Below are 15,277 nucleotides of genomic sequence, written 5' to 3' on the forward strand. Positions count from 1 at the left end.
TCGCTCTTATTTTATGGAAACTCTTTCAGGTAGCACCTACTTGGCTTCCATTACTTCGTTCACAAACTCAATCCTATCCTTCTTGCTTTGCCACCGATTCTGAACCCACCGTAGACGAACGTTTCAACTTGCTAAATAATCCTCCAGCCGGCGTCTTTCGTATCGTGGCTGCCGCGTCCGCATCGCGGATTTTCAGGGCAAACCACAGCCCGATGAGCAGAAATGCAGCTGCCCCCAGTAAAGCCAAACGGTACGCCAGCATATTCGGCTCCATCGTGCCTGTCGCAGTCACCGTTGTTGTACCCACACCTGCCAGAACAGCAGAGAGCAAAGCCATGCCGATTGCTGACCCCAGACGATTCTGCACCGTGAACCAGGTGGAAGCTCGTCCCATGGATGCAGGCGGAATTTGGGCGAAGGCAGCAATCTGCACTGCTCCTACCGTCTGCCCCAGGAAAATTCCTACGCCGAATAATAATGAACGGATGAACCATGGGTTCGTATCCTCTGTGATCTGACTAAGGGTTATGAAAATGACTGCCGTACAGATCAAGCCCATCGATATCAGCTTGCGTGGGCCCAGCCGCGGATAAGTCCACGGGACAAGCTGAGAAGCAATCATCAGTCCCAGCGCTTCCGGAAATGTCGTTAGCCCGGTTTCCAGCGCAGAAGCCTGTAGTACATTTTGATACATTAAGGGAAACACATAGAGCATGCCCAACAGCCCGGCTGCTCCACATACGGATACCAAGCCTGTGTAGCGGAACAATCGGTGCTTTAGCAAACGCAGATCAAGCAGCGGCTGCTTCGCACGCAGCTCCACCACGACGAGCAACGTCAGAAGCAGAATGCCTGCACAGCCCGCTCCCATAATAAGCGGTGACGTCCAGCCCCGTAGCGGTCCCTGACTGAGCGCATACATCGTCAGTGCAAGCCCCGGCGCAGATAATAACCAACCCGGTAGATCCAGTCGACCAGCTCCCTGTTCTCTGTGTTCCTTCAGATACAGCATGCCAAAGATCACGGCTGGAATACCAACAGGCAGATTCACATAGAAAATCCAGCGCCACGACAGCTGATCCACAATCAATCCGCTCACAATCGGCCCGAGAGCTGGAGCAAGGGCAATCGGCAGCACCAACATGCGAGATACCTTAGCCCGTTCCTGCGGAGGAAAGGTCCGAAACAGCATCGCCATCCCTACAGGTGTAAGCAGACCACCCCCTGCTCCCTGCAAAATACGGAAAAATGTCAATGTGCCTAGACTATCAGCCGTTGCACAAAGCGCAGAGGATACTGTAAACAGTGTCAGTGCCGACAGAAAGACCCGTTTTGTGCCCCATCGATCACCAAGCCATCCGGCGACAGGCAGAAATACAGCCAAACTCACCAAATACCCCACATTCAAGGTACCCGCAGCAGCCGGAGGAACGCCCAGTTCTTCACTAATGGTTCGTAGCGCTACATTTAATACCGTTGCATCCATGGCAACCATAAACATCGCCAGAACATAGACAACGCTCACAATTGCCTTTGGATTCAGACGAAACCTCATCTGCCAACCTCATGAATCATGCCCGGCATCCCCGTTTCATCACAGAGACTCAGCGGCTTCAGGTCAGTCCACTGCTCCGCAATGTAATCCAGACATACACGTCGTTTGGCCTTCCCCAGCATCAGGGTCCAACCTACCGGTACCGGAATGGATGCAGGCCACAGCGAATACTGTCCTTCATCATTCATTAACACCAGATAATTGCTGTCTTCATATTCAAAAGGGTTGCTCATCAGCTTATCCTCCTATTTGTGTTGAATGTTACGCTTCTTGTTCAGCATCTCCAGCCGGACGGACAGGGTACGGCAGATCTCCTCCAATGGACCCGGCTGACAAAGGTCTTTATGACGACAGGCAATATCATGACGTTCCAATTGTCCTCCGATGAATGCATTCCACATCTCCGGTTCGATCGGATCGAACCAGTCAGGAATTATGGTGGACCGGAAGAAGATCAGGTCACCTTCGAATCGGGATGGCGTGTACGCCCCCAAGATCCGGACGGAATTTTCATAGGTTTTCCGCAGCTTCATGATCGTCTCTTCATCCAAACTCGCCAACGCACTGCCTTCACTACGAAGGATACGCATCGCTGCTGCCATATCCAGCGGCCCATCCCCAATACTGTCCGGATCATATCCACCGAGTGCAAGCAATGCCGTTAGCGCCTCTTCCTCATCCGGTTCCCCGCGAATAGGCAGATAATGACTCGGATATGCATCCAGCATAGCGAGAAACTCTACTTCCTCCCCTTCGGACTGAAGCTGCACGGCCATAGCCTGAGCCACGTTGCCGCCCAGTGACCAGCCGAGCAAACGATATGGGCCTTCGGGCTGCACAGACCGGATGTGACGGATGTAATCCGCCGTCATATCCTCCAGTGTCGACGGGAGCACCTCGTACTCGGCAATCCCCCTTGCCTGCAATCCGTACAGCGGATACTCCATGCCCAGATGTTTCATCAATCCGGCATAACACCAACTAAGTCCTCCGGCTGGATGCACACAGAATACGGGCAGATGCTGACCATGCGTCCGGAGGGGTAGCAACACTTGCAGTGAGCTTTTACCGGAATCTGCACCCATCTCCAATCGCTCGGCCAGTCCAGCCACTGTGGCCGTTTCGAACAAAATGCCGATACCCGGCTCCTTGCCCATCGCTTCACGAATTCGACTCATCAGGCGCACCGCAAGCAGCGAATGACCTCCCAGTTCGAAGAAACTGTCATCAATACTCACACTCCTCAAACCTAATACTTCGGCAAACAGATCACAGAGAATCTGCTCCTGCGGATTGCGCGGTGCTCGGCCATTAGCCGATAATTGCATCTCTGGTGCAGGCAACACCTTGCGATCCAGCTTGCCATTTGGCGTAAGTGGTAGGACCTCCATCACAACAACCGCAGATGGAACCATATAATCCGGAAGGCTCGCTCCCGCATGTCGGCGTAACGCAGCCGTTTCCAGTTCTGCTTCACTGTCCGGTACAGGAACAATATAAGCGACAAGACGCTTATCCCCAGGCTGGTCTTCACGAACGATAACAGCAGCCTGAGCCACACCCGAATGTTTTGCCAATACAGCCTCAATCTCCCCAAGCTCAATGCGGAACCCGCGGATTTTCACCTGCTGGTCGGCTCGTCCAAGATAATCAAGCGAACCATCGTGCAGGCGCTTGGCCAAGTCTCCCGTACGGTACATTCGTGTACCCGGTGGACCATGTGGATCGGCGACGAATCGCTCTGCCGTGAGATCTGGCCTTCCCCAATACCCACGAGCCAGACCCGCTCCCGCCACATACATCTCCCCAGTTACACCTGTCGGCACAGGCTTCAGATGATCATCCAGCACATAGACGCGCAGATCGGGAATAGCGCATCCAATCCAGCTGCTTGCACCTTCTGCTGCGCTGCCTGCGTGAAGTTCTTTGTAGCTGACATGGACCGTTGTTTCCGTAATACCATACATATTGATGAGTCTTGGGGCGTCATCCGCATGGCGTTCATACCAGTCATCCAAACGTCCCAGCTCCAGTGCCTCGCCTCCAAAAATCACATAGCGGAGTACAAGCTGCTGTCCCCATACCGGATTTTCCCTGTCAGCCTGCATCAGTTGGTAGAACGCAGATGGCGTCTGGTTCAGTACGGTTACTTTTTGCTCGGCGAGCAGTTGCAGGAACGCTCCAGGTGATCGGCTAATCTCATGGGGAACCACAACCAAGCTGCCTCCATACAGCAGAGGGCCCCAGATTTCCCACACGGAGAAGTCAAACGCATAGGAATGGAACAACGTCCACACATCGCTCTCGTCAAAATGGAACCAGTGCTGCGTTGCATCCAATAACCGGATGACATTCGCATGTGGAATAACGACACCTTTGGGTTTCCCGGTTGAACCCGAGGTATAGATCATATAAGCCGGACTCAGCGGAGTTACCCGTCCGTTCCGTTCATGGTCTGCCGGGTTTCGCTCATCCATGGATTCCAATTGCCGCAAGGTATGCAGATCGTCCATGTTAATACATTCAATGTTCTCAACTTGCGGTAGCAGGGCATACACCTCTGTACTTGTAATCATCACTTTCGGCGCCGCGTCCGTGAGCATATGCGATAATCGATCTGCCGGATAGTTGGGGTCCAGTGGCAGATAGGCAGCGCCCGTTTTGAGTACAGCAAGAATGGCCACGACCATCTCTACCGAACGAGGTAAGGCTAATGCCACCATCTGTTCCGGCCCAGCACCTTCTGCGATCAACAGTCTCGCCAGTCGATTAGCCCGTGCATTCAGCTCCCTGTAAGTCACACGGATATCCTCACAATGGAGGGCTACCGAATCTGCGTAAGCGGCTGCCTGCACTTCAAAACGCTCGGCTATGGTCAGCTGTGGACCTTCATCCAATGTAGATGTCCACTCCTTTTCAAGCTGGGCATGCTCTGACGGTGTAACCAGGTCAAATCTGCTGATGCGTTCATCCATCTGTTGTACAGCATCCTCAAGCACCTGCATCAACCGAACGACCAGTTCTGCGGCAGTCGATTCACGGTAGAGGTCTGCACTATACTCCAGTACACCTTCAATTCCGGCCGGAAGTCCGTTCTGCTCCCGTTTCTCCGTCAGTTCAAGCGTAAGATCGAATTTGGATGAACCCACCCCGTGAATGCAAGTCTCTGCTTCAACCCCTGGCAGGTCAAGACGAACATCTGGCGTATTTTGCAGCACCAGCATCACCTGAAAGAGCGGATGTTTGGAACGGGATCGGGGCGGATTCAGCACTTCGACCAGCCGTTCAAACGGTAAATCCTGATGTTCATAAGCAGCAAGATCTGCTTCCCGCACGCGGGCCAACAGCTCTCGGAAGGTCGGATCACCCGAAGTGTCTGTACGCAGGACAAGCGTATTAATGAACATCCCCACGACATCATCCAGCGCATCGTCACTCCGTCCGGCAATCGGTGTGCCTATCGTAATATCCGTGCCTGCACCCATTCGAGTAAGCAACACGGATAAAGCCGAATGCAGAAGCATAAACAGACTGACTTTATGCTCACGGGCAACTGTCGCAAGCTGCTCATGCAGATGTTGACTGATCGTAAATGGCACCGTCCCGCCTCGGTAACTGGACACCACTGGACGGGCATAGTCTGCCGGGAACGTGACTTGTTCTGGCAATTCTGCGAGCCGTTCAGTCCAGAACGCTAACTGCCTCGCGATCAGACTGTCCTGCCGCTTCTCATCCCCAAGCAGGCTCTCCTGCCACACTGCATAATCTGCATACTGAATGCGTAGCGGCTCCCAAGCCGGTGCAGCTCCACCCTGACGAGCTGTATAAGCCTCCGACAAGTCCCGGATAAGCCGTGATAAGGACCAACCATCCCCTGCAATGTGGTGAATCAGCACCAGCAATGTATGTTCGTCCGCATCCGTATGGAACAATTCCGCACGTATGCCCGGCTCGGTACTAAGCTCGAAGCTGTAACGCGACGCTTCTGCCAGCAGCTCGGGCAGCTTCTCAGCCGAAGCCCGGGTAAGTTTCATATTCACTGTTACATCTGCTGCACGGAGGATATGCTGGCTAGCCGAACCCAGATCTGGCGGATACAATGTGCGTAACGTCTCATGACGTTCAACAATATCCTCCAAGGCGTTTTGGAGAGCGTCCACATCCAGCTTCCCGGTCAACCGGGCAACCAACGGAATATTGTAGGTGGGATTAGCACCCTCCAGGCAATAGAGGAACCATAACCGTCGCTGGGCAAAGGAAAGTGGAATCTCACCCGCACGCGGAACAGGCTGAATACCGGGTCTGACGGACTTCGCCTGATCCAGCTTCCGGGCAAGCCCTGCTGCTGTCGGTGATTCAAACACACTGCCGATGTTCAGTTCTACCCCGAATACATCACGTACTCTGGCTATAATTCGCCCGGCCAGCAGGGAATGTCCACCCAGTTCGAAGAAATCATCATCAATGCCTACCCGGGCTACACCCAGAATCTCGGCAAACAGACTGCAAAGGATCTCCTCCTGCGGTGTACGCGCCTCCCTCCCGTTTGCATTAGATGTCAATGCAGGCACAGGAAGCCGTTTGCGGTCGATTTTTTTGTTCGGTGTCAGCGGCATCTCTGGAAGCAGCATGAAGGCAAAGGGCACCATATAATCCGGTAACGCATCAGCTACGTGTGCTCTGATATCAGCTATATCCATGTCAGCTTGACGATCTTCCCCATCAACCACGATATATGCCGCTAACCGCTGGTTCCCAGGTTGGTCTTCACGTGCCATAACCGTAACCTGTGTTACACCCGGATATCTGGAGATGACCGACTCAATCTCCCCCAGTTCAATGCGGAAGCCCCTGACTTTGATCTGATGATCTGCCCGTCCCAAATAATCGATGGAACCGTTCGGTAACCATTTGGCCAAGTCTCCTGTCCGGTACATTCGACTGCCCGGTTGTCCGAAGGGACTCGCGACAAAACGTTCTGCGGTCAGATCAGGTCTGCCCAAATATCCCCGTGCAAGTCCCTCTCCTGCGATATATAATTCCCCTGCAACACCCGGAGGAACAGGTTGCATGCTCTGATCCAGCACATAGAGCTGTGTGTTACGAACCGGACCACCAATGGATGGTTTGCCTGTATGTTCATTCCCCAGTGATGCAGCTGTAGAATAGATGGTTGTCTCCGTGGGCCCGTACTGATTATTGACCTGACAACCCAATGCCTCCAGCGAAAGCTTCAGCTCCTCGGATAAAGCCTCTCCTCCCGTAATCACCGTTAGCCCGTCGAACCTTCCCGGGCGGCTGGTCACCAGAGACTGCCATAACGTTGGCGTAGCCTGCATGATCGTTGTCTCTTGCTCTCTCATCTTCCCTGCCAGTGCTACCGGATCAAGAATCGTTTCCTTTTGCGCGATATCCAGTCTGGCCCCAGTCGTCAGTGGCAGGAAGATTTCCAGTACAGAGATGTCAAAAGCAATCGTGGTCACCGACAGCCAGCGATCCTGCGGACCGACCTGCAGTCTTGTCTTCATATCTTCAAGCAGGTTGGCTAATCCCAGATGAGTTACAGCTACACCCTTGGGTTTACCGGTAGAACCCGAAGTATAGATCAGATACGCGGGGTTGAGCAGAGAAGCTATGCCTGGCAGATCATCACCTTCGGGATTGCTTCCCGACTGGCAGATCACTGCCTGCATCATATCCGGTTCATCCATGACCAGAATCGGTACACTGGACGTCTGCGGAATGTGAGAGAAGTTGTTCATTACCGTCACTACACAAGTAGGTTTGGCATCCTCCAGCATATAGATCAGGCGCTCTTCGGGATAATCCGGATCAAGCGGCAGATAGGCTGCTCCTGTTTTGTGGACAGCCACAATCGCAATGACCACTTCCAGTGAACGAGGCATCGCAATGCCAACCACCTGCTCCGGTCCTGCTTCGTATGTCTGTATCAGTTCATGTGCCAGTTGATTCGCACGTTCGTTCAGCTCTGCGTAGGTCAGCGATGCCCCTTCAAATGTCACCGCGTTTGCAAGAGGAGTGCGCCGAACCTGCTGTTCAAATAGCGCTGCTGAGTTCCACTCAGCGATGGCATGATGCGTCTGATTCCATCCTTCCAGCACTTGTTCGCGTTCGGCAGGAAGCAGGATGTCCATCTGTCCAACCGATATGTCTTCTGTCCCTTCTGACATCAGGGATTGCAGGATTTGCACATAGCGAAGCTGGTGATCACGCAATTCCGAGTCCACATAGATAGAAGGGTTCGCATCAAAAGCAATACTCAGTCCATGACCATGTCCCTGGTCCACAATATGAATCGACAGATCATCCACTGGACCCGTGGACAGATTATGGATCATGCCGCGTGCGCCCGCAAAATTCAACTCATGATGGAAGGGCATCACATTGATCATCGGTCCAAACAGACGCCGATTCTCTCCCAAGAGCTTGAGATCACGCCTTAGATCCTGATGCCGATATCGCTGGTGTTTGCGAACAGCCCGAATCTCCTTCACGATCTGTCCCATCAAATCAGACAGATTCATCTGCGAATCCAGGTACAGGCGGAGCGGAAGCACATTCATGACCATGCCTGGAACACGCAGCGATGCTGAACCCAATCGGCACATCACGGGCAAGGCCAGAACAACATCGGCTGCCCCTGTCATCCGGTGCACATAGATCGCTGTTGCCGCTACACAGAGATCCGGCCAAGTCGCACCGAATCTACCCGCTGCTGCTTGCAAGTGCTCCCGTTGTGACGACGTGAGCACCGCACTCTGCCGCAGGAACTCGGTTGATGTACGCGGAGCACGTTCACCCAGACTGACCACATCCGGTGCGTCCGCGAATCGGTCGATCCAGAACTGTTGATCTTGCTCTCGGTTGGTGGAGGATGAGTAAGCTTCATCTTCTTCGAGAACGGAAGTCAGTGATCCAAATGTTGCCGTAACCTGTACCTGTGCTGCACCCTCTCCCTGAATGCTTGCAGAGTACAAGCTGGCAACCCTGCGTGTGATCAGGGATACGCCGTACCCATCAATCGCAATATGGTGAATGCGTTGGTACCAGTAATACCGATTCTCACTCACCCTGAACAGAGCTTCTGTGAAAAGTGGACCCATTGCCAGATCAACAGGCCGTGCCAGATCCTGCTTCATCCAGTCGAGCGCAGCCGTATGAGAATCAGCCTGATCACGCACATCCATGACATGGAATGTCCAATCATTCATATTGGTGCGCAGAGACTGCCACGGGCCTTGCTCGTTTTCGCCATATACCATATTCAGCGATTCGGCCTCCATCACGGTCTGGCGTACACTTTCTTCGAATCGCCCCTCATGGATCTGACCGTCAATAACCACGTACTCGGCCGTGTTGTACATCGGGTTGTCCGGATTCAACTGTTGGGCATACCAGATGCCAGACTGTGCAGAAGATAAAGGCCAAGCTGTGTTCCGACGATGCGACATCTGCACCGCCCCGCTCAAAAGTAGTCTCCGTTCGGCAGTACTTTCGGTTGGGCATTATCCAGGAGTCCTGCCCATGCTGCCAATGTAGGCTGCTCCGCCAGATCAACAAAGGTAACCTCTGCGCCTTCCGCGCGAAAACGTTCAGCCAGACTCATCATGCGAATCGAATCCATTCCCCAGTTCTGAATCAGATCATCATGCTCCCCAATTGAATCGGGCTGCTCCTGTAGCAGATCGGCAACCTGAGCCCGTAACGCTCCCAGCCTTGCCTGATCAACGCCTTCTCGTCCTTCCACGACATACCCAGAATCCACGGTGGATGCCAATTGCTGCTGCGCCTCAGATGTAGCTGTACCTCCAGTTCTGGTTGCGGCTGACGCATTCAACAATGCAATTGAACGTTCGGTCGTTAGTGTTACCGCACATCGTTCTGATGCGTACGTCAGCGCCATGCGATGTTTCTCCGCCGAAAAATCAGCAACTGCATCGGCAACCAGAAACGCCTGAATGTCTCGCATAAATGCCTCACTTGACGTCATCAGACATCCGATATGCGCATATATGCCGCAGACAATCAATTGATCCCGGCCCTGCCGCTCCATCAGTTCAAGTAATTCCGTCTTCTGAAAGGCGCTGTAGCGCCATTTGGTCATGAAGGTGTCCTGTGGAGCGGGTGCGAGCGATTCAACAATTTCTTTTTGCACAGGCCCGCCATCGATCCCCGCTCCCCAGAAATCCAACTGTAATCCGCGCTGCTCCGGTGTCTGTCCGCCCGGTTGTGCCGAGTAGACCACGGGAATCCCAAGCTCATGACACGTTGAACGAAGTTGTGCAATATGATCAATCAGTTCGACCACCGGGGATGCTCCCGCCGTAAATGCATTCATAAAATAGTTCTGCATATCGTGGATCAAGAGTACTGCACGCTTCGCATCCGGTGTCCAGGCTACCTTGTTGACCGGAAGCTCCGACGCTACAGGCATTGCATATGGTTGAATCACTGGAAGTGCCATGAATATCCCTCTTTTCAGCTATATTTATCAGATCATGTTCAGCCATATCAGTTGAACTAAAGAATGTTTACACTTGCCACTCCGATGACAGAATAACCTTCCGATCGCTGTTATCCCCAGATTTTTTGATTCAATTTTACAAAGGTGAAAATCCGGTGATAGCGTATGCTTCCGATGTAGCTTTCTTGCAGAAAGCTTTTGGGCGAACGCTTCGCTTCTTCAGGTTATTTCTGCCCTCTACGTTCTTGTGTAAATGGTTAGTTCAACTGATAAAATGTAACGTTATCTGTTAGTAATTCTTATTTAGATACAGGTTGCTCGATGGTCAACATTTCCCGTAATGCTTTTTTGCTGACCTTGCCCACTTGTGTCTTCGGAAAGGCATCCACCCACTCAATCCGATCCGGGATTTTATAACTGGCCAGGCCCCGATTGCGTAGAAAAGACTTGATCTCGGCCACCGCCAGAGCTTCACCGCTTGGCACGATAAAGGCGCAAGAGCGCTCGCCCAGATACTCATCGGGCATGGAGACCAAGGCTGCATCATGCACACCAGGATGGGCCAGCAGATGATTTTCCACTTCCTCGGCAGCCACCTTATCCCCGCCACGGTTAATCTGATCCTTCGCCCGCCCCTCGACAACGAGATATCCGTCAGCCGTCAGACTTGCAATATCGCCTGTGCGATAGAAACCGTCGGTAGTAAACGATCTGGCGTTATGCTCCTCCGCTTTGTAATAACCACGAATGGTATAAGGTCCTCGTGTCAGCAGGTGTCCGGCTTGTCCCTGCTCCACCTCAACGTCTTCGTCATCCACAATCCGCACCTCGTCATAGGGAGACATCGGTTTCCCTTGTGTATGGGTAATGACATGCTCCGAATCGTCGAGACGTGTGTAGTTCACCAGCCCTTCGGCCATGCCAAAAACCTGCTGTAATGTACAGCCAAGAACTGGTTTGACGCGTGCCGCCACCTCTGCACTGAATTTAGCTCCTCCCACTTGAAGCACCTGGAGCGACGGAAGCTTGGTTCCTCGGGCAGCTGCTGCATTGAGCCAGACAAGAGCCAGCGGTGGCACCAAAGCCGTGATCGTTACCTGATGGCGCATAATCAGCGGAAAGGCTTCATCCGGGCTCGATCCTCGTGACAACACAATCGTGCCACCTGCGTACAACGTGCCCAGAATGCCAGGTGAGCTCATTGGATAGTTATGTGCTACAGGTAGTGCAGCCAGATAGACGCTTTCGGGACTGAGACCACACACCTCAACGCTTCTTCGTAAGCTGTAGATGTAGTCATCATGGGTACGTGGGATCATCTTGGACAACCCGGTGCTTCCACCCGACAACTGTAGAAAAGCAACATCTGAAGACGTCGGTTCACCCGGCAGTGTGGTAGGTTCTGCATAGACATCTTCTAACGCTGTAAAGGGCCCGGCCTCTACCGCCACGAAAATATGCCGAAGTCCCGGAACCTCTGCCTGTACCTCCTCCGCCAACGTGCGGTAGTCAAACCCTCCATCCTGATCCGGAATCAGGTATGCTACGGCCTCAGAGAAACGAGCAAAATATGTGATTTCGCTCTTTCGATGCAAAGGAAGAGCGAATACAGGCAACGCACCAATGCGGAATAAAGCAAAACAGGCTTCAATAAACGCTGTAATATTGGGCAGCTGAATAATAACCCGGTCATGCTGCCGTATGCCTTTGGCATATAAACCGGAAGCCAATCGATCCACCCGTTCATCCAGTTCTGCATAAGTGAATTGGTCTTCACCACTAATAACGGCTACTCGATTGCCATATAGACCAGCACGCTGGCGAAGCATCTCTCCAAACGTAATCCCTTCCCAGCAACCCTCCTGCCGATAACGCTCTGCAACTTCCTCAGGCCAAGCCTGATATCCTGACAGCATTGCTCATTCCTCCTTCCGACTGGACACAGTCGAATCCAAACCCATCGCGAGCAGCATTGTTCTGAACTTGGCAGCCGTCTCTGCCAGCTCAGCTTCTGCCGTAGAACCTGCTACAATGCCCGCTCCAGCGAACAATTTTACAGCTGTGCCTTCCACTTCAGCACATCGGATCGTTACCGCCCACTCGCCGTCACCCTCACTGTCGCACCAGCCCACCATTCCCGTAAATAATCCCCGATCGAACGGCTCCTGTTGCTTAATCGCTGCCCGCGCAGCCTGTACAGGTGTTCCACAGATGGCGGGTGTGGGATGAAGAGCCAAAGCCAGATCCAGTGACGTTGTGGCCGCGTCCGCTAGCTCCCCGTATATTTCAGTGGATAAATGCCACATTGTGCGCGTCTGAATCAGCGAAGGTTCTGCTGGAACGGATAGTTGTCGGCATAATGGGCGCAGCGCATCCGCAACTGCCTCAATGACTACGGCATGTTCATGCCGATCCTTGGCTGAAGCCAGCAGTGCCTCTGCACGGCGGCGATCTTCCGCTGGATCTTCACTCCGGGCAGCAGAGCCTGCCAGTGGATTGGCGCGTACTTTTAATCCTTTGCGGGTAACTAATAGTTCTGGGCTTGCCCCAATGAAGGTGCGACTCGTTTGGTTTCCAATTTGTTCGTCTATTTTTGAATGTTTTTCCTTCGTTGTTAGAGTACTTTTTGACTGAGTTATACTCTTCATGGGTACAGCAAATGTATATCCATGCGTGTTGTCTCTGAACAGATTACGCAGTAATTGATGCGTGTCCACGATGGTCTGTGATGTCACCTCAAGTGTACGGGATAACACGACTTTGTGGAGATCACCCTGGTTCAGATCAACTAGTACGTTATCTACACTTTGCTCATACACTGTCCCCGCAGGTGCCTCAACGACCTCACAACCTACAGCTGCTGGCAGCTTCTGAATTAATGCTCGTGATTCCGAGGGTAGCGGTTCAGCCCACTGCACCGTCTCTGGTATATATAGCTCAGCAGAATCGTCTAGCGGATCAAACGGAATGGCGCCAACCACCATCGGGTTCGATTGACCAGCTTGTTGGGCCTTGTCCATAAGCTGTTGAATACCATCTATATAAAGATCTATCTCTTCCTTATAGTTATGTTCAATAACATCAGCAGAATCACTCGAATCTGATTGGATTGCGTGCTCCGCATGTAGCGGAGACCAACGAATCCGTTCTCCTTGCGCGAGCAAGGTATGTTGCGGTGAAGACCAGAAAAAGGACGTCCCCTCCCGATATTGCTCCAGAAGGTGTATGGCGGAAGTTGCAGTAACCGTACCCGCTTTTGACATGATTCATCATCTCCTTATCTCATGATTCAGGCACCGAGCGTGGCGCCTCCATCCACACACAGATCATGCATTGTTATATGTCTGGCTTGATCCGATACCAGGTAGACCACCGCGTCCGCGATGTCCTCTGGCAATGCCATTCTGTTCAGCGGTATGCCCAGGCGAAAGGTTTGCGGTGAGCCTGCAATGACTGCCTCTGCGCCCTGCTCATCCTGCCACATAGCTCGCTGCATTGGCGTGTCCGTTGAGCCTGGAGAGACAATATTGCAACGAATATGCCGATCCGCGTATTCCAGAGCCAAACATTTGGTGAAGATGGTCGATGCGGCTTTGGAAGCCGCATAGGCAGACATGTGCATTCGCGGAACACCTGCAGCATTCGAACCAACGGTAACTACCGCACCCGTCTGGCGTTCAGCCATATTTCTCACTACCGCTCGCGACATATAAAATACACCATGTGTATTCACATCAAATGTCTTCGTCCATTCTTCATCTGTCAGCTCACTGACTGCCCCTGTGTGCAATACACCTGCAGCATTTACCAGAATACCAATGGGTCCCACGGTCTCCTCGATCTGTAGAACGGTATCCTCAACGGCTTGACGATCCGATATATCAGCAACGTGGGCTGTTGCCTGATGGCCCTGACTGCACAGATCGGTGACCAGTTGATTCAACGCATCTTCCTGTCGATCCACCAGAGCAACGATAGCGCCATTCTGTGCAAGCAATCTCGCCACCGCTTCACCGATCCCTTGCGCAGCACCGGTGACCACGGCCACTTTTCCAGCTATTCCTGTGTAGCTCACCTCGTGTACCTCCCTTACTGCCCCATAGCTGTGTTCTCCCATGTTGAAGTGAAGTGTTAGCTTGGTTCTATCCAGTTGAGTGTGATCATCCGTAAATCCGAAACATAGCTGAAACTTGGCTCCTGCCGCTCACTGATCCTTGATTCATATGACTTTCGTCTGCAAACACGTCACTCATTCCAACTTTCTATGACTCCGGACTACAGGCAAAACGCATCGTACGACTAATCAGAAAAGGCAATACCGAGACATGGTTCTCTTCCTCGAACTCAGTGTAGACGATATCTAACCCCGGCTGCTTCAATGCGGATAAGCGCTCCGTCAGACTTGATGCTTTATCATTGTTGCGCGCCGGGTGAGTTTTCTCTTGTTCTCCCATACCAATCCACACCTTGACGTTCACCGGATGCTGCTCCAGCCTTGTGACGAATTCCTGTTCCTCCGCCTGCATCACCTTCTGGTTCCAGTGCAATGAGGGACTTCCCGCAATGTAATATCGAAAAGCCTCTGGCTTCGTGAACAACGCATGGATCACGAACAACCCACCAAGCGAATGACCAAATATAGTCTGTCTGTCCCGATCAATCCGAAATTGCTGCTCCATATCCGGCTTCAGTTCTTCTTCAATAAATCGCAAGAACTCATCGGCACCTCCTTGTTCTGGCAAAGGTGTACCGTCGGATTTTGCGGTATATTCCGTTGTGGCCTTTGGAGTAAAGTCATAGTATCGATGAGGGGAAAAGGGGCCCGCGATCGGGTACCCAATGCCTACGACAATGGCCGGGACTGCTCCTGTCTTCTCCGGTCTGCGTCCCTGCACACGAACAGCTTCCACCATCGTGCCGAATACGGAATTGGCATCCAGTAGGTAGATCACCGGGTAACCGGACGGGGGCGGAGGTTCGGCAGGCTTGAATACCATAATCTGATAGGCATGATGGCCTAAACGTGATTTCATGGTCCATTGTTCGGCATGTGGAATCTGAACGGTACTGCGTGCGATATGCTCAAGGTTGCCAGGAGCGGTTGGGTTGGGCTGAAACGTCATTACGGATGGGTCCTCCTCGTTGTTCTGCTTATATAAGTTGAATACTGAACTACATTCTGTATATGAGATTGATTCTCATTACCAATTATAAAAGAGTCAATCCGGCTGTCCCAT

Annotated in this window: 8 protein-coding genes; all 8 read right to left on the bottom strand. The window is 52.5% G+C overall.

Features of this window, described 5'->3' with window-relative positions; all coding sequences use genetic code 11:
- Positions 1-73: 73 nt before the first annotated feature.
- The 8 genes from MHI06_RS28690 to MHI06_RS28725 all read right to left on the bottom strand — a co-directional run bounded on the left by MHI06_RS28690 (position 74) and on the right by MHI06_RS28725 (position 15,163).
- Entirely contained in the window at positions 74-1,555 is a 1,482-nt protein-coding gene (locus MHI06_RS28690; RefSeq protein ID WP_340399880.1) for an MDR family MFS transporter, read from the bottom strand.
- Positions 1,552-1,788, bottom strand: a complete 237-nt coding sequence (locus MHI06_RS28695) for an MbtH family protein (RefSeq protein WP_340399881.1) — start codon at positions 1,786-1,788, stop codon at positions 1,552-1,554. The genes MHI06_RS28690 and MHI06_RS28695 overlap by 4 nt, the downstream gene beginning before the upstream one ends.
- Positions 1,789-1,800: 12 nt before the next feature.
- On the bottom strand, positions 1,801-9,027 hold the full coding sequence (locus MHI06_RS28700; protein WP_340399882.1) for an amino acid adenylation domain-containing protein: 7,227 nt from the start codon (positions 9,025-9,027) through the stop codon (positions 1,801-1,803).
- A 14-nt stretch (positions 9,028-9,041) separates the two neighbouring features.
- Positions 9,042-10,040 (bottom strand): isochorismatase family protein, encoded by a 999-nt coding sequence (locus MHI06_RS28705; RefSeq protein ID WP_340399883.1) that lies wholly within the window; start codon positions 10,038-10,040, stop codon positions 9,042-9,044.
- Positions 10,041-10,339: 299 nt separating this feature from the next.
- Complete coding sequence (locus tag MHI06_RS28710; protein ID WP_340399884.1) at positions 10,340-11,956, bottom strand: (2,3-dihydroxybenzoyl)adenylate synthase; 1,617 nt, start codon at positions 11,954-11,956, stop codon at positions 10,340-10,342.
- A gap of 3 nt (positions 11,957-11,959) precedes the next feature.
- Positions 11,960-13,303 carry an isochorismate synthase DhbC gene (dhbC, locus tag MHI06_RS28715; protein WP_340399885.1) on the bottom strand — a complete coding sequence of 448 codons (1,344 nt, stop codon included), beginning with the start codon at positions 13,301-13,303 and terminating at the stop codon, positions 11,960-11,962.
- Between the two features lie 26 nt (positions 13,304-13,329).
- Positions 13,330-14,115 (bottom strand): 2,3-dihydro-2,3-dihydroxybenzoate dehydrogenase, encoded by a 786-nt coding sequence (locus MHI06_RS28720; protein ID WP_340399886.1) that lies wholly within the window; start codon positions 14,113-14,115, stop codon positions 13,330-13,332.
- A 187-nt stretch (positions 14,116-14,302) separates the two neighbouring features.
- Positions 14,303-15,163 carry an alpha/beta hydrolase-fold protein gene (locus MHI06_RS28725; protein WP_340399887.1) on the bottom strand — a complete coding sequence of 287 codons (861 nt, stop codon included), beginning with the start codon at positions 15,161-15,163 and terminating at the stop codon, positions 14,303-14,305.
- Positions 15,164-15,277: the final 114 nt, after the last annotated feature.

This window comes from Paenibacillus sp. FSL H8-0079, assembly GCF_037991315.1.
Lineage (GTDB): Bacteria > Bacillota > Bacilli > Paenibacillales > Paenibacillaceae > Paenibacillus.